At 39.0% G+C, this 21940-nt stretch carries 26 protein-coding genes; 6 read left to right on the top strand and 20 right to left on the bottom strand.

Annotation, left to right across the window (positions count from 1 at the left end; genetic code table 11):
* Positions 1–8: 8 nt before the first annotated feature.
* From lacB to HMPREF1518_RS03485, 11 genes are all read right to left on the bottom strand, one after another.
* On the bottom strand, positions 9–524 hold the full coding sequence (lacB, locus tag HMPREF1518_RS03535; RefSeq protein ID WP_001216921.1) for a galactose-6-phosphate isomerase subunit LacB: 516 nt from the start codon (positions 522–524) through the stop codon (positions 9–11).
* Between the two features lie 30 nt (positions 525–554).
* On the bottom strand, positions 555–980 hold the full coding sequence (gene lacA, locus HMPREF1518_RS03530; protein ID WP_000029276.1) for a galactose-6-phosphate isomerase subunit LacA: 426 nt from the start codon (positions 978–980) through the stop codon (positions 555–557).
* Between the two features lie 291 nt (positions 981–1271).
* The gene (locus HMPREF1518_RS10595) at positions 1272–2168 is read right to left on the bottom strand and encodes an aldose 1-epimerase family protein (RefSeq protein WP_000234165.1); all 897 of its coding nucleotides are present in this window, start codon (positions 2166–2168) and stop codon (positions 1272–1274) included.
* Positions 2169–2270: 102 nt separating this feature from the next.
* Entirely contained in the window at positions 2271–3746 is a 1476-nt protein-coding gene (locus HMPREF1518_RS03520; protein ID WP_000382526.1) for a PTS galactitol transporter subunit IIC, read from the bottom strand.
* 55 nt (positions 3747–3801) lie between these two features.
* Positions 3802–4107: a PTS sugar transporter subunit IIB gene (locus HMPREF1518_RS03515; RefSeq protein WP_000590551.1), complete on the bottom strand. Its 306-nt coding sequence runs from the start codon at positions 4105–4107 to the stop codon at positions 3802–3804.
* Positions 4108–4144: 37 nt separating this feature from the next.
* Positions 4145–4621 (bottom strand): PTS sugar transporter subunit IIA, encoded by a 477-nt coding sequence (locus HMPREF1518_RS03510; protein WP_000521983.1) that lies wholly within the window; start codon positions 4619–4621, stop codon positions 4145–4147.
* 191 nt (positions 4622–4812) lie between these two features.
* Complete coding sequence (locus HMPREF1518_RS03505; RefSeq protein WP_000643949.1) at positions 4813–5502, bottom strand: sugar phosphate nucleotidyltransferase; 690 nt, start codon at positions 5500–5502, stop codon at positions 4813–4815.
* A gap of 11 nt (positions 5503–5513) precedes the next feature.
* Positions 5514–6392, bottom strand: a complete 879-nt coding sequence (locus tag HMPREF1518_RS03500) for a DMT family transporter (RefSeq protein WP_000791835.1) — start codon at positions 6390–6392, stop codon at positions 5514–5516.
* Between the two features lies 1 nt (position 6393).
* Complete coding sequence (locus tag HMPREF1518_RS03495; protein WP_000413106.1) at positions 6394–7251, bottom strand: phosphotransferase family protein; 858 nt, start codon at positions 7249–7251, stop codon at positions 6394–6396.
* Between the two features lie 16 nt (positions 7252–7267).
* A complete protein-coding gene (locus tag HMPREF1518_RS03490; RefSeq protein WP_033584173.1) occupies positions 7268–8290 on the bottom strand; it encodes a ribitol-5-phosphate dehydrogenase in 1023 nt (340 codons plus the stop codon).
* A gap of 4 nt (positions 8291–8294) precedes the next feature.
* Positions 8295–9002, bottom strand: a complete 708-nt coding sequence (locus tag HMPREF1518_RS03485) for an IspD/TarI family cytidylyltransferase (protein WP_000638514.1) — start codon at positions 9000–9002, stop codon at positions 8295–8297.
* Positions 9003–9425: 423 nt separating this feature from the next.
* Here HMPREF1518_RS03485 and HMPREF1518_RS03480 point away from each other — a divergent pair, with 423 nt between their 5' ends.
* Positions 9426–9725 carry a YbaB/EbfC family nucleoid-associated protein gene (locus HMPREF1518_RS03480; protein ID WP_000981516.1) on the top strand — a complete coding sequence of 100 codons (300 nt, stop codon included), beginning with the start codon at positions 9426–9428 and terminating at the stop codon, positions 9723–9725.
* A 38-nt stretch (positions 9726–9763) separates the two neighbouring features.
* Here the strand turns inward: HMPREF1518_RS03480 and HMPREF1518_RS03475 are convergent, their stop codons facing one another.
* From HMPREF1518_RS03475 to glmU, 7 genes are all read right to left on the bottom strand, one after another.
* A complete protein-coding gene (locus HMPREF1518_RS03475; protein WP_033584171.1) occupies positions 9764–11527 on the bottom strand; it encodes a glycerophosphoryl diester phosphodiesterase membrane domain-containing protein in 1764 nt (587 codons plus the stop codon).
* Between the two features lie 8 nt (positions 11528–11535).
* A complete protein-coding gene (locus HMPREF1518_RS03470) occupies positions 11536–12129 on the bottom strand; it encodes a 3'-5' exonuclease (RefSeq protein WP_033584169.1) in 594 nt (197 codons plus the stop codon).
* Positions 12130–12211: 82 nt separating this feature from the next.
* Complete coding sequence (rocS, locus tag HMPREF1518_RS03465) at positions 12212–12706, bottom strand: chromosome segregation protein RocS (protein ID WP_000021248.1); 495 nt, start codon at positions 12704–12706, stop codon at positions 12212–12214.
* A gap of 76 nt (positions 12707–12782) precedes the next feature.
* A complete protein-coding gene (locus HMPREF1518_RS03460) occupies positions 12783–13475 on the bottom strand; it encodes a 5'-methylthioadenosine/adenosylhomocysteine nucleosidase (RefSeq protein WP_033584167.1) in 693 nt (230 codons plus the stop codon).
* Between the two features lie 16 nt (positions 13476–13491).
* Complete coding sequence (gene macP / locus HMPREF1518_RS03455) at positions 13492–13803, bottom strand: cell wall synthase accessory phosphoprotein MacP (RefSeq protein ID WP_000517856.1); 312 nt, start codon at positions 13801–13803, stop codon at positions 13492–13494.
* Between the two features lie 11 nt (positions 13804–13814).
* Positions 13815–14360, bottom strand: a complete 546-nt coding sequence (locus HMPREF1518_RS03450) for an NUDIX hydrolase (RefSeq protein ID WP_033584165.1) — start codon at positions 14358–14360, stop codon at positions 13815–13817.
* Positions 14361–14369: 9 nt separating this feature from the next.
* Positions 14370–15749 (bottom strand): bifunctional UDP-N-acetylglucosamine diphosphorylase/glucosamine-1-phosphate N-acetyltransferase GlmU, encoded by a 1380-nt coding sequence (gene glmU, locus HMPREF1518_RS03445; RefSeq protein ID WP_033584163.1) that lies wholly within the window; start codon positions 15747–15749, stop codon positions 14370–14372.
* 155 nt (positions 15750–15904) lie between these two features.
* Between glmU and HMPREF1518_RS03440 the strand changes: the two genes are divergently transcribed.
* The 5 genes from HMPREF1518_RS03440 (at position 15905) to lysS (ending at position 20386) form a co-directional block, all read left to right on the top strand.
* Positions 15905–16705, top strand: coding sequence for a glycoside hydrolase family 25 protein (locus HMPREF1518_RS03440; protein WP_033584162.1), 801 nt, complete (start codon positions 15905–15907; stop codon positions 16703–16705).
* Between the two features lie 105 nt (positions 16706–16810).
* Positions 16811–17653 (top strand): DUF368 domain-containing protein, encoded by an 843-nt coding sequence (locus tag HMPREF1518_RS03435; RefSeq protein WP_033584160.1) that lies wholly within the window; start codon positions 16811–16813, stop codon positions 17651–17653.
* Positions 17653–18135 (top strand): YbaK/EbsC family protein, encoded by a 483-nt coding sequence (locus tag HMPREF1518_RS03430; protein ID WP_033584158.1) that lies wholly within the window; start codon positions 17653–17655, stop codon positions 18133–18135. Before HMPREF1518_RS03435 ends, HMPREF1518_RS03430 begins: the two co-directional genes overlap by 1 nt.
* Positions 18135–18758: a histidine phosphatase family protein gene (locus HMPREF1518_RS03425; RefSeq protein WP_033584157.1), complete on the top strand. Its 624-nt coding sequence runs from the start codon at positions 18135–18137 to the stop codon at positions 18756–18758. Before HMPREF1518_RS03430 ends, HMPREF1518_RS03425 begins: the two co-directional genes overlap by 1 nt.
* Positions 18759–18895: 137 nt before the next feature.
* Entirely contained in the window at positions 18896–20386 is a 1491-nt protein-coding gene (gene lysS / locus HMPREF1518_RS03420; RefSeq protein WP_033584156.1) for a lysine--tRNA ligase, read from the top strand.
* A 74-nt stretch (positions 20387–20460) separates the two neighbouring features.
* Here the strand turns inward: lysS and HMPREF1518_RS03415 are convergent, their stop codons facing one another.
* Positions 20461–21300, bottom strand: coding sequence for an amino acid ABC transporter substrate-binding protein (locus HMPREF1518_RS03415; protein ID WP_033584155.1), 840 nt, complete (start codon positions 21298–21300; stop codon positions 20461–20463).
* Positions 21301–21309: 9 nt separating this feature from the next.
* A complete protein-coding gene (locus HMPREF1518_RS03410) occupies positions 21310–21939 on the bottom strand; it encodes an amino acid ABC transporter ATP-binding protein (RefSeq protein WP_033584154.1) in 630 nt (209 codons plus the stop codon).
* Position 21940: the final 1 nt, after the last annotated feature.

Raw genomic sequence — 21940 nt, 5'->3', positions numbered from 1 at the left:
GTCACCTCTTAGTCGTGGTATTCACCGCGATCCCATTTTTCAAGGAATTCTGTAAAGAAGTTTGCATCTGCTTGATGAGCATTGTGAGTTTCAACGTGCTCAATTTTCGCAATCAATTTTTTGTTTTCTTCTGATGGTTTGTATTCAGCATTGATGAAAGCTTCAATGATGTCGCACATGAGCAATTCACCAGTGATTTTACCACCAAAACCAATAACGTTGGCATTCAATTGTTCTTTTGCATAAAGAGCTGTTGTCATATCACGAACCAAGGCAGAACGAACTCCTGGAACTTTATTTACAGCGTTGTTGATACCAACACCAGTACCACAGATACATACCCCAAGATCAGCTTGACCGCTTGTAACGGCTTCACCAACTTTTTTACCAAAGATTGGGTAGTGAGTACGTGTGTGGTCATAGGTACCAAAGTCGATGACTTCATATCCTTTTGATTTCAAAAATTCTGAAACCGCCATTTTTTCATCTGTTACGATGTGGTCACATCCAATTGCAATTCTCATTTTTAACTTACCTTTCTTACTGTAATCTAATTAGCACATTTTGTTCAACATATCCACACGAATTTGGTGACGTCCACCGTCGTATTTACCGTTAACAAAACCTTTAGCAATGTTCTTAGCCAATTCATCACCAACGATTTCTGCACCCATAGTGATCATACGTGAGTTGTTGTGACCACGAGTCATATAAGCTGAACGTTCATCTGAAACTTCTGCAGCAACCATTCCTTTGATTTTAGTTGCGACCATGAATGGACCAGCCCCATAAGCATCAATCACGATACCAAGATTTTGTTCTTCTTTGTTTACTTCTGCAGCAACAGCAAGAGTCACATCAACAAAGTCTTGACCTTCAGCTGTAACATCCACAACGTGGAAGTTTTCTTTTTCCAAGAAGTCTTTCACAACTTCTTTCAATCTCAAACCTGCAGCATCTGCACCGATAACAATAGACATATTGTTTACTCCTTTTTATTATTCTAGGCTAGTAAAGACTTTTATAGCTAGCAGTTTACCTACAAAAGATTTTCTAGCAGTTTATTGACAAATTTGATTGAATGAGATGAATAACACCTTATCCAAGTCCAGGAAATCAAGTTCCTAGAAACAAACTTTCTCCTCGAAAGAGAATATAACAAGTGATTTTTTGTTTGTTATAAACATCATTTGTTGTTTACAAACATAATATACTCCTATTTTTAGAAAAAGTCAACACCTAATGTTTGTTTTTGTGTTTTATTTTTTAATCTAAAAGATTTCAATATCAAAGCCAATCTGATCGAATTGGCCTGGTTCCAAGAGCCGAACATTCTTCTTATCTTCTAGATGATCTCCTTCTTCAAGTGAAGTTGATAAGCCTGACCAGGGTTCAAAAGCGATGAAAGGTCCCTTATTCAAAGTTGACCAAATGATGAGATTTGAGAACTCTTGGAAGTGTACTTTTAATCCCTTCTCATGCTTACGAGAACGAAGGGCAATTGTTCTGGATTGCAACTCATCCAAAGTCACTGCATCTGTGCTAAACAAATCATAGCTAAGGTCCAATTCTTTTTGCCCATCTAGCCATGGACTTCTATCTTGAAAATCCAACATACCTGTTTCTGGGAATGGACGCGGAACAGAGCAAGTCTCTTCTTTCTCAAACTCTAAATAGTAATCTTCATAAGTTTCGCCATCTAGCAGAGGACAATTAAAGCCTGGATGTCCTCCTATAAAGAATGGCATTACTTTATTGGTTTCTTTATTAAAGACTTTGTATTGAGTACGAACTGTCTTGCCAGTAACCTTATAAGTGATTTCAAGGCGGAAATGATAAGGATAGTTTTGATAAGTATTCTCATCATCTTCGATAGCAAAGGTTACGCTGTTTTCTGTTTGATCAACCAAGTCAAATTCTTTTTTGCGAACCAAACCATGACGAGGAATGTTTCCTTTCGTCTCCGTTCCATCTGCATAACTGTATAAGGCTGTATCTTCTCTTAAAGAGCCACAGATTGGGAAAAGTACTGGAGCTTGCCCACTCCAATAGGTGGCATCTCCTTGCCATAAGTACTCAACGCCATCTCGATCCCTGATCGACGACAAGGCACCACCAAAAGTTTTAAATTGGACCGTCAATTGCTCTGATTTTATTTCAATTACCATTATTTTCTCCGATTTCTTGATAGTTTATAAAAAACTAGGCTGTCACTCCCTATTAGGAAACTGACAACCTAGTTTTCACAATTTACATTTTATAGGAGCGAATTATTTAGCATTTGCTGCGTATTCTTCATTACGTTTAATCATTTGTTTTCTATACCAAGCAAAGATACCTACATAGAATACAAGGAATACTACTGCGCCAAGGATTGCTTTGATATCACCTGTTGTGGCATTACCAATTGCCCAACCAAGAAGTTTTTCGATTGGTCCTTCAAGAGTTGAGTGAGTAATCAATTGAGTTTGACTCACACCTTCTGGGAAGGCACCTACACCTTTAGCAAGTTCAGTTGCAAATGGTGCAATAAGTGTACCTGATAGAAGGAAGAGTGGCAACAAGAGAGTTCCGAAGATGATCATACGGAGCAATTTACCACGAGTAACAACCAAGAGAGCTGGAGTTACACCCATTGCGATGATACCTGCAAGTGGCAAGATACCATTTCCGACTTTAGAAAGAAGTACAGCTTCTACTAGCATGATTGGAGCAAGTACGTTGGCACAAGCCCAGATTTCAGCACGACCAGCGATGAAAGGCCAGTCAAGACCGATGTTGAATTTACGTCCTTGGAGACGTTTAGTAGCAACGTTTGTAATACCTTGTGAAAGTGGTTCTACGGCTGCAATGAACCAAGATCCGATAAGTGAGAAGAGCTCCAAGGAGACACCGGCTGTCAAACCAAGGCTCAACCAACCTTTAATAACAAGTTCCCAAGATGCTGCTTCTTCTACTCCAGCAACTGGATGTGGAGTTCCCATCAAACCGATAACGATACCAAGGATGAAACCGATGAAGAATTTAGATCCCCAGAAACCGATTTTTTTGTTCAATTTAGCAGCGTCAAAGTCGTATTTATCAAGACCAGGCAATACTTTATCAAAAATCTTATCCAAAACCATGATAACTGGGTTCATCATGTAGTTCATGTGAGTTGAAGTCATTGGAGATGAACTTGGTGCGTTAAGAAGGTCGTCGAATGTTGGTTTCATCAGGTCAGAGTTGATGATTTTCAAAACACCTACAAGGACAACTGCTGCAGTTGCGATGAAAAGTGAAACCCCTTGGCTAACTCCATTGTTGTCTGCGTACCATTTAATCAAAAGACCAGTGATTGACAAGTGCCAGATATCGAAGATATCAACGTCAAGTGTGTCTGTTTTCTTCATTGCAAGCATCACAACGTTGACAATCAACATCACAAGCAAGAAGTAAAGTGTCCAGGCAGATCCCCAAGTGATGGTAGCAAGTGGTGCCCAACCAACGTCAGTGATGTTCAATTGAATACCAGTGTTTTCAACGAATTTCGCAAGTGATGCTGAGAAAGCTCCGTTGAGCATACCGATAATAGCACCGATACCAGTAAGAGCGATGGCAAGTTTGATACCACCTTCAAGCGCTTTGGAGAATTTCACTCCAAAAAGTAGGGCCAATACTGTCAAAATGATCAGCATGATGATAGGGCCACCCATAGCCAAGATAGGTTTGAAGATATCGTTGGCCAGATTGATAATGACATCCATAATAGTTCCTCCCGTTTTTCTAAGTTATATGAATGTTAACAAGATAAAGGATAAATTAGCTTAGTCCATGTTCTTTGATAGCTGCTTCAATATTGTCAAATACTGGAGCACTCATCGCTGGAATACGGAACAAGATTGGTCCAGCTTCAATTACTGGAATTCCTGGTTCAAAACCAAGGTCAGTTGCAGCGATTGGCGTGAAGATATCGTATCCCTTGATAAGGTCTTCGTTTACATCTTTCACCATGACTGCATCACAGTGAACATCATAACCACGATTTGATAGTTCTTCTTCTAGAGCACTTTTAATTTGGTGACTTGAGTTAACACCTGCACCGCAGGCAGCAAGAATTTTAATCATTTGGATTTCCTCCGATTTTATATTTTAATAGACAAGATTAAGCTGTTGCTTCAGCAATATAAGCATAAAGTTTTTCTGGTTCAGAAATTTTTGATAGATCTTCTAGATGATCCTTCCCTGTAAAGAAATCCATCAACTGAGCCAGAATATTCGTTTGACTTGAACTTGAATTGTTAATGATAAAGAAGAGCAGTGAAACTTCAACCTCTCTATCAGGAGCAATCATATTGTGAAAAGTTACTGGTTTTTCTAATCGAACAACCACTACTTTCTCAGCTAGATTATGGACAATATCTGTATGAGGAATCGCAACATTTGGTAGATCTTTCCCCAAAAATTCCATATCTAAGCCAGTTGGAAATGACTTCTCACGCGCGATCAAGGCTTCACGATAAGTTGGAGTAACGATTTCTCGTTCTTCCAATAAGGTTGCCACCTGATTAAACAGTTGTTCTTGATTATCCGCTTCTAAGCAAAACACCAGGTTTTTGTCAAAGAAATGATCTAATCCCATAACCTTTTCCCTTCTTTCAATTATCTTTTATGGTATAAGTATAACACTATATGAAATCGTTGTCAATATTTTTTTGTTTTATTTTGTTCATTTTTTTGTAATTTTTGTTTTGTTTAAAGAATATAATCAATATCAAACATTTCTATTTTAAAATCTACAAAAAAAGAAGGCTCAAGCCTTCTTCTCTTTCCTTACTCAATAGTAGATAAAATCTCTTCTAACTTATGGTAATCTTTTACACTATCAATTTCATAAATGCTATTGTCTTCTAATTCTTCAACATACACATCTAATTCTTTGATATTATCCTTAACCATGTTGTCCCAGTAGAGATCTACAAATTCACCACTTGCATATGCTTTGTCAATAAAGCCAACAATCTTCTCTGCAGTTGGAGCATCCCAGAATGAAACCCCACTCAAAATGCGACCAGCTTTGCTGTCAACAATGATGTCTTGAACCTTATAGTCATCACCATAAACCAAGAACCACTCGTTCGTACAGTCTTCACGATAAACGCTGAAATAGGTAGAACGTTTGAGATCGTTTCTAAACATATTTTTGAAAAGATAGTTATCTGCATCGATGACGTAGCTGTTAGCCAAATCTTCTTTTACTAGATAAAGTGAGTAAAAGTTATTGTAATCAGCATACTTGTCGTTAAAGACTAAACGGACACCATATTTTTCTTTTAGGTAGTCAAATTGTTCTTTGAGGTAACCGACAACGATGATAATCTCATCAATTCCTCTCTCTTTCAAAAACTCGATTTGGTATTCTACCAAAGGTTTTTGATTAACCTTAACCAAAGCTTTTGGGGTATTTTCAGTCATAGGGCGCAGACGAGTTCCTAATCCCGCTGCTAAAATAATCGCTTTCACATGAATCTCCTTTATTCTTTAATAATAATATAAACACCAGCCATAACAATAAGTGAAGTGATAATTGTCAGCATATCTAGCGGTGCACCTAAGAAAATAGCTGCAAATAAGACAGTCCAAACTACATAGCTCACATTCAAACCTGTTGCTTTCGCAGGTTGCAAACGATTAATAGCGATATAATAAGCTAAGTAGGAAATCATATCAAAGGCCGCAAAGACAATCAAGAGGCCGAATAATTGCCCATCTGCCACTTCTGCAAATGAATGGTGAGAAAAGAGCACAATCACAAGATAGGACAAGAATGAGGTTACTTGTCGGATTAACAAGGCTTCAATTTCACTTAATTCACTTTCCATGGCGTAGGAACTAAGAACACTTTCACTCCCCCAGGCAATGGCACAGATAAGGGCACAAAGAATCCCAATGTAAAACGAGTTTACTTGTTCAACCTTGTAAGTCTGAGCAATGATCGCTGCAATAATCAAGAAAACACCGAATACTGTATTCTTTGAAACCTTGTGTTTCAAAATGAAGAAGGCGAGCAAAACTGAAATTGCTGGGTAAATAGCCGATACAGATGAAGCTAGAGAACTACCGATATATTTAACCGCATAAAGATTGGCCTGCATGCCTATTGGTCCTGCTAGTAAAGCTCCGATAATTACACTTACATTTCGAATATTTAAGAAAATCGAGAGGCGAACTTTTCCTTCTTTTACCAAAAGAAAAGCTAACAAGATAAAGATACTCAAGAAATCATGAGCAGCAGCCACCACAAAAGGCGAAAGATTTGTAAAAATTGAAAAGATATAAGCACTAATCGTTAGACCTAATCCCCAGAAGATACCAGAGAGCAGACCAAAGGAAACACCATTTTTATTCTTCATCCTAACCTCCATAATAAGTCAAACCTTCGACAGCTCTTTGGTAACGGTTGATACCATAATCTCCAAAATCAGCTCCTTGAGCTTCTTTGTACACTGTCCACAAACTCCAGATAGTATCTTGCAAGATTTTATAGATACGAATCTTCTCACGTGATACAGGCGTTTTGTCACTTTCATAGTAGGAAAGGAAATCATCTTCCTCTTGCTTTGTAAATTCAGACTCTAAGAAAAGAGCTGCCAAATCCCACATCGGGTCATTCATAGAAGAGTATTCCCAGTCAATCAAATACAAACGACCTTGTGGTGACTCGATAAAGTTTTCTGGTACCAAATCGATATGACAGGATTTTCTATCAACACCCAAATCAGCCAATCTCTTTTCTAGTGAAAATACATCTTTTCTTACAGCTTCATAGTTTTCATAAGGGATAGCTCCCTCAATCAAGGATTCATATTTGCTGATTTCCTCAAAAGGAGCAAACTCTCCTCTTAATTCTTTCCCTGAAGCATGGATGGTTTGTAAAATTGGTGCAATCTTTTCAAACTTGGACTTGATTGATGTTGAATCAAGAGTTACTGCTGATTCGATGTACTCATTTACTTTAATCCCTGACTCAATATCAAAAAGATAATTTTTGACATCTAAATCTAAATCCTCTAAAAGTTCAAGATTGTACTTTTCATTTTGACGATTGATGAGTTTTTCAGTCCCTTTACCAAAAAATTTCACAATATACTGTTTGTTGGTTGTTTTAACCAAATAGTTTTGATTGGTCATGCCTCCCAGCTGTTCAACACTGAGTACTTCCTCTTCATTAGATAGCAAAGAAGAAATTTTTTCTCTGATGAGTTTCTCCACAATTAACCTCCATCTTCTACACTTCCCACTTAAATACTGTTTTGAAAGCAGTATTTAAGTCTGTAGCAAAGACACGGTGAATGTCCTTGATTTCTCTCACTGGTTCTTCGATATAAAGGATATTCTTCAGACGATTAGCAAACTTTTTGACTTCCATCATTTGAATGGCCTTCTCAAAATCGACGCGTCCTGAGCGAGACGATCCCACTAATAACAATCCTTTTTCCAAAGCATCTCGTGTATTGATATTAACCTTGTATTCGCTCACTCCCATCATGAGAATCGTTCCCTGTGGACGAATATAGCGAATCAAGTCATTGATAGCTGGGCCTGTTCCATCGCCACCACAACATTCAAATCCATGATCAAAGGTCAGATCCTCGGGAATATTATCCGTGATGTAGCACTCTTTTGCAAAAGAGAAAAGCTCCAATTTTTCCCAATGACGGCCAATCACGATAATCTCTGCTTCTGGTAGAGTGTAATTGATAACATTGGCAACCACAAAGGCCAAACTACCATCTCCGATAACAGCAATGCGCTCTCGCTTGCTATGAGCGAGATTCAAGAAACGATCCATGGCGTGCATACCAACACTTACAAACTCGGTAATGGCAGCAACTGTGTCCTCAATGGAATTATAAGACACGACACGATCTTTTGGAAGAGAGACAAATTCTCGCATAAAGCCATCATAACCACTAGATAGGAAGTAGGTCCCTATCATGTAGTTTTCGTAGAACTCCTTGTCACTCTGCATAGGCGGTTGATTAGGAATCATAACTACCTTTTGACCGACTTCATAAGTCCCGGTTGGATCTGAAATAACAGTTCCACAAGACTCGTGAATCATAGCCATAGGAAGCTTTTTAGCCAATATCTTTGGATCGCGTTTCCCTTGATAGTAACGTTGATCCGCATGACAAACCGCCATAAAATTTGGACGGATAAGGATATGATTCTCTTGATCAATGTCCTCTTCTTGGTATTTTACATTGATAAACTTTGGTTTGGTCAGTTGATAAATTTGATTAATCATAGCCTTAGTCTTTCTCAATCATACTTTTCGCGATTTTCAAGTCTGTTACAGTTGTGATTTTAAGGTTTGAGTATTCGCCTTTAGCTAGGGCAACGTCTTTCCCTTTGATAACAAAAATCTTACATGCATCCGTCAGGATTTCCTTTTCTTGATCAGATAGGGAACCATACAAATCCATGAAATCCTTGCAGCGGAAGGTTTGAGGTGTTTGACCCTGATAGAGGTGAGCACGATTTGGAATATCCGTGATAAACTGACCATTAGTACTTTCAACAATGGTATCAACTGCTTCTACTACTGTGTCAACCGCATCATGATTTTGCGCCAGTTTGATATTGTCCTGAATCATGCGAAGTGTGATAAAAGGACGAACAGAGTCGTGGGTAATCACAATATCTTCTGGAGTGATTGGACGATAGGCATCAATGGCTTCTATAATCTTCTCGATACTGGTATTGCGATCAGCACCACCCTTTGTAATGATGATGCGATCCTTGTGGAGAGAAAGATACTTGTCAACTAGGTCCTCAGCGTGTGACACCCAGTCTCCATGAACTCCAACTACAATTTTTTCAATACTTGGTTCCAAAACAAATTTTTCGATTGTGTGGATCAAAATAGGTCGATCACCCAACTCCAAGAATTGTTTTGGTAAATTACTGATTCCCATGCGCGTGCCAGTTCCTCCGGCTAGGATTCCTGCATAGATCATTTATATTCTCCTTTAGTTTATTCTAAAAAACTCATTACTATCTATTATATCACAATATATGCCTATCATGAAGAAAAGATAAAGAACCACCATGTGAATCGGCTCATTATTTAGGATGAAAAATGAACAATATTCAACAAAGTCTGAAAAATTATAATAAATTAAGAAATAAATTTAGGTTATTCTCTATATCCCTCATTCAACGTTCGGTTAATATAGAGTTCTTTAGAATATAATAGAAACCTTAAAGAAAACTTAAACATATTTTTAGAAATACAAAGAAAAGCTAGGAGAATTGTGGCATCCATTTTTGTAAATTTAAGAAAGCAATCTCTACGATGTTTTAAACTATTGTTAGACTTTTGCTCCTAAAATTGGTAAAATAAAAAAGAAAATAATAGAAAAAGGAAACTATAAACCGCTATGATGAACATGCAGAACATGATGCGCCAAGCACAAAAACTTCAAAAACAAATGGAACAAAGTCAAGCAGAACTCGCTGCCATGGAATTTGTTGGAAAATCAGCTCAAGACCTTGTCCAAGCAACTCTAACTGGTGATAAGAAAGTGGTCAGCATTGACTTTAACCCAGCAGTTGTAGATCCAGAAGATCTTGAAACCCTTTCTGACATGACTGTTCAAGCGATTAACGCTGCACTTGAACAAATTGATGAAACGACTAAGAAGAAACTCGGTGCTTTCGCTGGAAAATTGCCTTTCTAATCCACAAAAAAAGAGAAACATCTGTTTCTCTTTTTTTCTTAGAAATCAAAGAATTCCATTGCTTTCTTTAAGAGTAATTCCGTGTATTCCGGATCATCTTGAGCCATTGTGACTTGTGACTGGACCATTTCAAGATCATCCGTTATCATTCCATCTGCTCCAAGTCTGACTGCCTTATCAAAGGACTCAGAACTATTCACAGTCCAAACATATAGTTTCTGATCTGTTGTCCAAAGTTTATTGACAAAGTATTCATCCAAAGTTGAATATTCCATGGTATAACCAGTCGCCTTGGTTCTCGGAAACACACTATTATATGGCAGGATGAAGTACACTGGAATTTCAGGATCGTAAGCCAAGACCTTATCAATCACATGATAGTCTAGTGACTGCATCTGGTGGCCATATTTCTTGATCGTCGTTCCATACTTTTCAAGGAAATGGTCCATCATTTGTGGGCTATCTTTTTTACTGGTTTTAATCTCAATCAACAATTTTTGGTTTAAAGCATTTGCTCGCCCTAAATAGGCATCAAAACTTGAAATCTTTGTTTGATAACCATTCTCGTAAATATCTGTATTTGTTAATTCATCCAGAGTTAAGTCTTGCGGTGTAGCATTAATTCTTGCAAGCGATTTAAGGTTAGCATCGTGCATCATCACGAACTGACCGTCTTTCGTTTCCTGAACATCCATTTCAATGAGATCTGGTTTTAGTTGAGCTGTCTTTTCCAAAGACTGCACAGTATTTTGAACACCATTTTTATTACTTACTCCTCTGTGCGAAATCACTAAAGGTGTATTGGTATCCGGAGACTCCAAATAGATGTAACCTTCTAAAGCAAAGAAGATACTTGCACACCCCATGACTCCCCACCTCATCAAATGGTCTTTCTTTCGCCTTGGCATGATCTCCAACTCTTCTCCTGTCAGGAAGGAAACAAACTTCACTAGGAAATAAGTCAGAGTCATGTAATGGAGGTTTTTAATCAAGACAAAATTAATCACACCAAGAATCAAGGATTCTTTTTGAGTAAAATTATCCATTACTGCCTGAGCAAAGAGCAAGGGGATTAACAAGACAAAGAAGAAGAGATAGGTTTTAATGATAATGAGTAGGAGATGCCAAGAGAAGAAAAGGACGTTTTTCTTCGTCTTTTGGAGACTATATTTCACACTTTCTCTTACTGTCTTTCTTTCAAAGAGAATCTTAGGAAGGGCAAACATGAAGCGAACAGAAATGTAGAGAAAGATCCAAGCGGATGCTATGATCAACAGCCCTACCAGCCAGTTCTTATCTTCTAGGTATGTAACGATAAAATCAGGGATAATAATCTTATTGAGATAGTAGATTTTTAAAATTTTCCTAATAAAAGGAAAAAGTAGAGCTACATAAAAGAAGACAAAGGCCATCTTACAAAAGCTCAATCGTTTGACAAATAGAAAGCTCTGGTGAAAGACTTTTCTACTATACTCAATCAAGGTTCTCTTTTCATGGTAGAGAAGGTGCCGCGCCCCGATAAACAAAAGACAAATCTGGAAATAGGCGACCAGGAGATTGATTGCAATTAAGATGAGAAAGGCTAAACTGATAAAAGGCGAGCCTTGTATAATCGCCCAAAAGTTATTGTAGGAGATAAACAAATAACCAGTTTGTCTCAGAAGGATGCCAGCAATCCATGAATTTAATGGTAGCCAGACAAACTCAACCATCATAAATATCAAGAAAAATAGAAATAAAATCTTATCTAGGTTATAGTATATCTTCCTAAAACCTAGCTTTTTAGGTTTTTCAGGTTTCATAAGCACTCCTAGTCTAAAAATTGGGATAAATCTAAGCCATCGAAAGGATTATTCATCGAAAAACTACTCTGGTCTTCTATTAATAGCTTTCCGTCATCCGAGTCCAAAAAGGCTTCGTAAACACGCGCCGTCATGCGGGCGTCTTCTAAACTGTTATGAGACTTCCCGTGAAAGCCTAAAAAATTTGCTACAGTTTGTAATTTAAGATTGGCTATGCCGTGTAGATCAGAACTACGGCGTTCAAAAGCCTCCTCATATAGATCAACCTTATACCGGTCACGATAATCAATACCATGCTCCAAAAGAATAGGCAAATCACTCTTAGCCGCATTGTAACCAACGATAGGTGATTTACCAACAAAGGCCTGAAAGTCTTTTAAAACTTGCTCGACTTTCGGCGCATCTTTCAATGTCTCGGCTGTAATTCCAGTCAAACCATTGATAAAACTCTTTAAAGGTACTGTAGTATGGACATAAGAATCAAAAGCTGCACTTTCTTTACCATCTTGAAAACGGACTGCTGACACTTGAATTAAATGGGTAACCCCTTCGTGTTGATTGAATTCTAAGTCAAAGGCAATATAATCTCTTAATTTTTCCATCTTTTCCCTCAATTTCAACTCGATTTAAAACTATAAATAATAAAAGAAGCCATTAGGTTAGTGAATAACCCAAACAGCTTCTTTATTTTCCTCCAAATAGGCGAGCAAAAAAGCCTTTTTTGGTTGCTTGGACTTCTTCTTTTGCTTGATCCAACTCTAGTTTCAAGGTTTCTTGATCCTTCATAGCTTGAAGAGTTAACTGTTGCTGTTGGTCCAACTGTTTGTCCTTTTCTGCAATCTGACGGTCTTTGATGCGCATCTGCTCATCTTTTTCTGCCAACTGCTGGTCCTTGGCCTTGAGTTGCTCGTACAATCGAAGAATTTCAGCATTTTTCTCATCGACCAAGATTTCCATCAGTTCACGTTGTTTGACATCATCACTGACTGGTTCATCTTCAAAAATCGTTTTTTTATAGATTTCTTCTAGCTTGATTAAGCCACTTCGAGTAACTACAGTTACACCTTTGTCATTTTTTTTCGTGTCCTCTTCGGGAAGTTCTTTGACACGATTGTTGATTGCCTGACGAGATAGGCCTAAGACCTCTGCAATCTCACTGACGGTCATTTCTATACTCATAATATCCTCTGAAACGTTTTCTAGCTTTTCTTTATTTAAATCTTATCATAAGCTAGATAAACTGTCAAATTTCCGCTTAATCCATAACCTTTAAAAAGGCCAGTAAAACTTGGGCAGAACGACGTCCAGCTTCAATGATAAACTCATCAAAAGAGATAGAAGCCTCGTGATTGGCATTGTCGCTCATGGCACGAATGACTAGGAAAGGTAGGCCAAGAGCCTGAGCTGCCTGTGCAATCGCTGCCCCTTCCATTTCAACTGCTAAAACATCCGGAAAGTGGGATTTGATACTAGCAATCTTATCATCTCCAGCTATAAAGCTATCCCCTGTGGCAATCAATCCTAGGTGCCAGGTCTGTTCTAATTGAGATAAATTCTCTTTAATCCTAGCGATAAAGTTCTTATCGGATTCAAAGTAAAGAGGTTGACCAGCCATCTGACCATAAGCATAGCCAAAAGCAGTTACATCCACATCATGGTAAGCCAATTTATCCGCAATCACTACATCTCCAACGGCAATCCCTTCTGCAACTGCACCTGCTGATCCTGTATTGATAACGGCATCCACTTGGAAATGGTCAGCTAACACCGCTACACTCATAGCTGACATGACCTTTCCAATCCCACTCTGAACCAGAACAACTTCTGTCTTGCCAACAGTGCCAGTGTAGTAAGTATTTCCGAGGACTTGGACTTCTTGCGCTCGATCTAAATTCTGAGTCAAGTGTAGGAGCTCTTCTGGCATTGCTGCAATGATTCCAATTTTCATTTTATTTCCTTTTCTATTACAAAAGTTTCATCGCCAACACAAGTAAAATCAAGAGAAGGATGACTGTAAATAAGATTCTGTTTAGTTTCGAGTTAAAAACATTCCTCTTAGTATTCTCAATGCGACGGCTCTTATGAATCGTTGGCTCTACTTCAATTGTTAAAGTATCTTGAATAGAATTATAGTCTCTAGAACGTGAATAACCAAAGTTTTGTGAAGAAGTTGATAAAATTTTAGTTTCCTCATCATCTTGAAGAGGTGGCCCAGAGATTTTCTCCCCACGATTGGCACGTTCGATTATTTCATCTGTTAACAAAGGTTTTCCCATGGGCTACTCCTCTATTTCTTTTGCAATTCCCAGTACTGGATTGCCATAATCGTCTTAGCATCACAGATATGGCCAGACTGAATTAAGTTTTTTGCTTCCTCAAGGCTGACCTCTAGAACTTCCAAGGTTTCATCATCATCTTGCGGACGAGGATTTTCCACCTTAGTTAAATCTCTTGCAAGATAGAGTTTTAATTTTTCATTACAAAAACCAATAGCAGAGTAGAAATCATATAGAAGCTCTAACTTACCCGTATGGGCAACTTCCTCCTCCAATTCACGAAGAGCCGCCGACATGGGATCTGCATTTTCACCAATTTCCAGTTTACCAGCAGGAATTTCATAAGAGATAGCTTCAATAGCTTTCCGGTATTGCTTAACAAGGACGATTTTATCCTCAGCTGTCACAGCTAGAACACATACGCCTCCATTGTGAAAAATCAGATCACGTTGGGCAGTTCCCTTCCCTTCGGGTAGTTCCACCTGATCTTGCACTAGCTTAAAAATAGGACCTTGATAGATTTCCTTCCGGCTAATCGTTTTTTCTTCAAATTCCATGATAGACTCCTACTGATTCTTAGGATGATGAGGCAAACGTAATGCATATTCATCTTTATTAACTTGACGTCCACGTCCAATAGCAATGGCGTCAGCTGGAACATCTTTTGTAATCGTTGAACCAGCTCCAACTAGTGAATTATCACCAAGTTCCACTGGAGCAATGATAGTTGAGTTTGATCCAACAAAGACATTGTTACCAATGACAGTCTTGTACTTATTCTTCCCGTCGTAGTTAACTGTAATCGTGCCTGCGCCAAAGTTAACATGGCTACCTACCTCACAGTTTCCGATATAGGTCAAATGACCTGCCTTGGTATTTTCACCGATTGAAGATCCTTTTACTTCAACAAAGTTTCCAATGTGAACTTGGGAAGCTAGACTTGAGCCTGGACGAATATGAGCATACGGACCGACTGTCACACCATCTGCAACTGTACTTTCCTCAATCATGGAATTCGTAATCACAGCTCCAGCTCCGATAGCACTATCCACGATATAAGTTCCATTTGTTAAAACAGTTTCCGCCCCAATCTTCGTTTGACCTTTCAAGGTAACGTTGGCTTCGATTTGGACTTCAGGAGCAATCTCAACATCAACATCGATGTATGTTGCTTCAGGATTGACAAAGCTAACACCATTAACCATATGCTTTTGGTTGATACGACGGCGCATCACTGCTTCCGCAGTAGCAAGAGCTACACGGTCATTTACCCCAAGACTTTCATCAAAATCCTTGAGAGTATAGGCGCCAACCTTCTCACCCGCATTACGGAAAATACCAATCACATCAGTAATATAGTATTCACCTTGGGCATTGTTGGTGTTGATGTTTTTAAGAGCCTCAAAAAGACGTTGGTTATCAAAAACGTAAGTTCCTGTATTGATTTCCTTGATTTGTTTTTCAAAATCTGTGGCATCTTTCTGCTCAACAATTCGAAGGACTTCTGCGTTATCGTTGCGGACAATTCGACCGTATCCAAAAGGATTTGCCGCTTCAGCTGTCAGGATAGTCGCAACATTTTTGTGATTGATATGGAAATCCAAGAGATTTTTCAAGCTTTCACCCGTAATCAGAGGTGTATCACCAGCGATAACCAAGGTATGGCCAGTCAGGCCTTCTAAGATTGGCTCTGCCATCATAACAGCATGACCAGTTCCTAATTGTTCTGACTGAGTTACAAAGTCTGTCTGTCCAGCCAAGACTTGCTCAACTAACTCTGCCTTGTGTCCCACTACAGTAACAGTTTTTTCAGGTTGAATAGCTTCAACACTACGAAAAACGTGTTCCAACATCGAAATTCCTGCTACTTTATGAAGTACCTTTGGAAGATCTGATTTCATGCGAGTACCCTTACCCGCTGCTAAAATAATGGCATAATTTGACATACTATTCTCTTTTCTGTGAAAATTCCCTTATATTATACCATAATTTACCTCCTTAGGAGTAAACAAACAGAGAAATAGGGGAAAACATGCTAGTTCATTCATCTTTTCAACGTTTTCTTTGATTTTTTTATCTATTTACGTTAAACTAATTAGATATGAGAAAAGAGATTCATCCAGCTATTATTTGTAGTCTATTCACCATTGTTATAGCTATTTTAATCTTTAATAAACCAGCTTATGAAGACCATTCGGTCAAGTCAAAAAGCAACACTGCTCAAGTTGAAAACCAGGCCTTGCATAATCTTGATAAACCCATTATTGACATTTCTGGTTGGCAAAGACCGGAGGAGATAAACTACGATATTTTATCTCAAAACATTTCTGGTGTTATCGTTCGCGTGCACAATGGGGCACAGCACACTGAAACAAATGATGCTGCCTTTATCAATGGGGTCGATAAAGCCTATAAAAATCACATTGCAGAATTTCAAAAGCGCAATGTCCCCGTAGCCGTTTATGCTTATCTAGCTGGTACGAACAAAGAAGAAATGGAGAAAGCGGCTGAAGTTTTCTACAATTCTGCTTCTCCATACAATCCTAGTTATTACTGGCTTGACGTTGAAGAAAAAACAATGTCCAATATGAATGAAGGTGTTGAAGCTTTTCGTGCCAAACTGGAATTTTTGGGTGCTAAAAACATTGGCATCTATATTGGAGTTTACTTCATGCAAGAACACAGTATCAATACAGATAAGTTCACTGCTATTTGGATTCCTTCCTATGGAACTGACTCTGGTTATTTTGAAACTAAGCCAAATACTGATTTAGATTATGACCTCCATCAGTATACTTCCAAAGGAAAAATTGCAGGATTTGAACATCACCTAGACATCAATCTCATTTCTACTGATAAGGAAAAAGAAGAAACCTTCAGAAAGCTATTTTTAAGACCGTAAAGCAAGTGAAAGTCGCAACTTTTTCACTTGCTTTTTCATTTTTTTGCTGTCTGTGTTATAATTGATGGGATAGAGAAAGAAATTTATGAAATTGAGGAGTCTAATATGTTTTCATGGATTGCAAGAGTTATCAAAGGAATCGTCATTGCCTTAGGATTTATCCTACCTGGAATTTCTGGTGGTGTTCTGGCTGCAATTTTGGGTATCTACGAGCGAATGATTGCTTTTCTAGCTCATCCTTTTAAGGATTTCAAATCAAATGTCCTTTACTTTATCCCAGTAGCTATCGGGATGCTACTCGGAATTGGGCTATTTTCATATCCAATCGAGTATTTATTAGAAAATTACCAAGTCTATGTTTTATGGAGTTTTGCTGGAGCTATCATTGGTACAGTTCCTAGCCTCCTTAAAGAATCTACTCGAGAATCTGATCGTGATAAGGTTGACCTAGTCTGGTTCTGGACTACCTTTATCCTTTCAGGACTAGGGCTCTACGCACTAAACTTTGTTGTTGGATCTCTCAGCGCCAGTTTCGCTAGTTTCATCTTGGCAGGTGTTCTTTTAGCTCTTGGTGTCTTGGTGCCTGGTTTAAGTCCATCAAATCTACTCTTGATTTTAGGACTGTACGCTCCAATGCTAACTGGCTTTAAGACCTTTGATTTATTTGGTACCTTCCTTCCTATCGGGATTGGTGCAGGAGCAACTCTCATTATCTTTTCAAAATTAATGGACCATGCCTTGAACAATTACCACTCCCGTGTTTATCACTTCATCATTGGGATTGTGCTATCAAGCACCCTCTTGATTTTGATTCCAAATGCTGGAAGTGCTGAAAGTATCCAATACACTGGACTTTCTATCGTGAGTTATGTTCTCATCGCCTTCTTCTTTGCACTTGGCATTTGGCTTGGTATCTGGATGAGTCAATTGGAGGATAAGTATAAATAATGGCAAAAAAAGTAAAGATTAAAAAAACTCTTGTCGAGCAAATTTTAACCAAAGCAGGAATTGAGCACACAGGGATTCAAATCAATGCGCTTGAGGGAGAACTTCCTTCGGAATATGATCGAACACATATCTTTAAAACCTTGACTCTGCTGGGTGATAAGACGGGGCCAATCATCGGAATCATTCCCATAACAGAACACCTCGCTGAGAAAAAACTAGCAAAGGTTTCTGGTAATAAAAAAGTGAGCATGATTCCACAAAAAGACCTAGAAAAAACGACAGGCTATATTCATGGGGCTAATAACCCCGTCGGCATTCGCCAAAAACACAATTATCCTATTTTTATTGATCAGACTGCTTTGGATTTAGACCAAATGATTGTCTCTGCTGGAGAAGTCGGGCACAGTATCATCATCCAACCTCAAGACTTAGCCAGCTTTGTAAAAGCAGATTTTGCTGACATCTTGGAGGAAAACAACTGATGAAACTCTATTTTGTCCGTCATGGTCGGACTGTCTGGAATCTTGAAGGACGTTTCCAAGGTGCCGGAGGGGACTCACCTCTTCTTCCTGAGTCTATTGATACCTTAAAGGCTCTCGGTCAATATCTCAGCAATATTCCTTTCGATGAGATTTATTCAAGTGATTTACCAAGGGCGGTCAAATCTGCTGAAATTATCCAAAGTCAACTCCAGATACAATGTCCTTTAGAGACTATTCCTGACCTGCGTGAATGGCATCTCGGAAAACTAGAGGGATTAAAAATTGCAACATTAGAGGCCATATACCCACAACAAATCAAGGCTTTTCGTACGAACTTAGCTAAGTTCGATACGAGAATGTTTGAAGCGGAATCCCTCTACTCTACAACTCAACGCACCATTCAATTTATCAAATCTCTGAAGAAGAGTCAGGCTGAGAGAGTTCTAATTGTTGGTCATGGTGCAAATCTCACTGCTAGTCTTCGTACCCTTCTAGGTTATAAAGAGCCCCTTCTTCGAAAAGATGGTGGTTTAGCCAATGCTAGTCTAACAGTTTTAGAAACCAAGGATTTTGAAACCTTCACTCTGGAAAGGTGGAATGACATTTCCTATCAGGGAAAATAATGGAACTTGATCTTAATGGTCAAGTTCTTTTTAGTTTTCAAAGAATATCCGTGAATTTCTTGACTATTTATGATAAAATGGGAGTATCGCAAAAAAGACTCATCGTATCAAATTTTGAGTAAAATTAGGAGGATTTCATGTCTACAGAACATATGGAAGAACTAAATGACCAGCAGATCGTTCGCCGTGAAAAAATGGCTGCGCTCCGTGAACAAGGAATTGATCCTTTCGGTAAACGTTTTGAACGTACTGCTAACTCTCAAGAACTAAAAGACAAATTTGCAGAACTCGATAAAGAACAATTACATGAATTAAACGAAACTGCTACTATCGCTGGACGTTTAGTTAGTAAACGTGGTAAAGGTAAAGTCGGCTTCGCCCATCTTCAAGACCGAGAAGGTCAAATCCAAATCTACGTTCGTAAAGATGCTGTTGGTGAAGAAAACTACGAAATCTTTAAGAAGGCTGACCTCGGTGACTTCCTCGGTGTCGAAGGTGAAGTCATGCGTACAGATATGGGAGAGCTCTCTATCAAGGCAACTCACATTACACACTTGTCTAAAGCACTTCGCCCACTTCCAGAGAAATTCCACGGTTTGACTGACGTTGAAACCATCTATCGTAAACGTTACCTTGACTTGATTTCTAACCGTGAAAGCTTTGAACGTTTTGTCACTCGTTCAAAAATCATCTCTGAAATCCGTCGTTATCTAGACCAAAAAGGTTTCCTTGAAGTGGAAACACCTGTTCTTCATAATGAAGCCGGTGGTGCTGCTGCTCGTCCATTTATCACTCACCACAATGCACAAAACATTGACATGGTGCTTCGTATTGCGACTGAGCTTCACTTGAAACGCCTTATCGTTGGTGGTATGGAACGTGTTTATGAAATTGGCCGTATCTTCCGTAACGAAGGAATGGATGCTACACATAACCCTGAGTTCACTTCTATCGAAGTTTACCAAGCTTATGCGGACTTCCAAGATATCATGGACTTGACGGAAGGTATTATCCAACACGCTGCTAAAGCTGTTAAAGGTGACGGCCCAGTCAACTACCAAGGAACTGAAATCAAAATCAATGAACCATTTAAACGTGTTCACATGGTGGATGCTATCAAAGAAATTACTGGTGTAGATTTCTGGCAAGACATGACTTTCGAGGAAGCCAAAGCTATCGCTGCTGAGAAGAAAGTTCCAGTTGAGAAACACTACACTGAAGTTGGTCACATCATCAACGCTTTCTTTGAAGAGTTTGTCGAAGAAACCTTAATCCAACCAACCTTTGTCTACGGACATCCAGTAGCTGTGTCTCCACTCGCTAAGAAAAATCCTGAAGACGACCGCTTTACTGACCGTTTTGAGCTCTTCATCATGACTAAGGAGTACGGTAATGCCTTTACTGAGTTGAACGACCCAATCGACCAACTTAGCCGTTTTGAAGCCCAAGCAAAAGCCAAAGAACTTGGTGACGACGAAGCAACTGGTATTGACTACGATTACATCGAGGCCCTTGAATACGGTATGCCACCAACAGGTGGTTTGGGTATCGGTATCGACCGTCTCTGCATGCTCCTTACTGATACAACTACTATCCGTGATGTATTGCTCTTCCCAACAATGAAATAAACTCTTATCCTCTGGTACTTGCCAGAGGATTTTCTGATGCAAAAAGAGATTGAGTTTCTCCTCAATCTCTTTTCTTATTCTTGATTTTTAACTTGACTGGTGGCTACATCTTCCCCAAACCATTTTTGGCTGATTTCCTGGAATTTTCCTTCTTGGTATAGTGAGATAAAGGCTTGGTTCAAAGTGGCTAACAAAGTTTTATCAGCAGGTCTAACACCCACTGCAAAAGCTTCACTTTCAAATCCAGCTGAAAAGACATTGTAGTCACTTAATATCCCTTCAGACTGGAGATAATAATTAGCATATACCCGGTCAATCAACAAGGCATCAATCCGGTCATTTTTCAAATCAATTAAGGCTTCATTGAAACTTTGGTATTGATTAGCCTTCTGGTCTTTCACTCGGTTCTTGAGTAGTTCTGGTTGTCCTTCAAAATTCAAATAGCCAGAAGATCCAGCCTGGGCCCCTAAAATTTTGTCTGTCATATCCTGAATTGAGTGGATATTTTGAGACTTTTTAGAGACCAAAACTTGTTGATTTTCCATGTAAGGAATAGTAAAGGCAACCTTCTCTTTCCGTTCATCTGTTGCTGTATAGCCATTCCAGATGGCATCAATGGTACCATTTTGTAGTTCGGTTTCTTTCATATCCCAGTCGATGGGTTGAAATTTAATCTGAATTCCTAGCTTTTCAGAAACAGCTTGGGCTAGGTCGATATCAAAGCCCGCATACTGGCCATTCTTTTCCTCAAATCCCATGGGAACAAAGGTATTGTCAAAGCCAATGGTAATGCTTCCCTGTTTTTGATATTTGGCCCAATTATCCTGATTTGGATCACTTGCCTTCTGAGTACAAGCCGTCAGGACGAAGCTAAAGAACAGAGCAAGTACAAGGGCAATTTTCTTTCTCTTCATAGGCACCTCCTACTTTGGATCAACCTTAAGGATCTGATCAGCAATGTTTTCCGCAAACTGAAGATCGTGGGTCACAACAATCTGAGTCATCCCACGCTCTTTATTTTGAAGGATAAGTTTTTCCACTTCCAATCGTAACTCAGGATCTAAGGCTGATGTCGGCTCATCATACCCGATAATTTCGGGATCAATCATCATGGCACGCGCTAAGGCGACACGCTGCTTTTGTCCACCAGATAAGGAAAACGGATAAGCATCCGCATGTCCGGCTAATCCAAGCTGTTCTAGCAAACCACGCGCCTTCTTCTCAGCAGCTTCCTTATCCATATCCATAGTTTTAATAGGTGACAAGGTTAAGTTTTCGAGAACTGACAAATGCGGAAAGAGTTGAAAGTCTTGGAAAACAAATCCTAGTAGATTACGCTTTTCCAATTCATCTATAGCTAGAGATTCACCATTATAGTAGATTTCTCCAGAATCGATGGTCTCCAGTCCAGCTAGCATACGTAACAAGGTGGTCTTTCCGCCTCCTGATGGACCTACGATTGCGAGGATTTTCTTTTCAGGAATAGATAGACTGAAATTTGTTAAGATTTGTTTGCCGCCAAAGCCTTTATTGATCTTTCGTAATTCTAACATA

Source organism: Streptococcus sp. SR1 (assembly GCF_000526075.1).
GTDB lineage: Bacteria > Bacillota > Bacilli > Lactobacillales > Streptococcaceae > Streptococcus > Streptococcus halitosis.
Note: the sequence above shows the minus strand (reverse complement) of the source record. Positions and strands in the feature narration are given on the sequence as shown.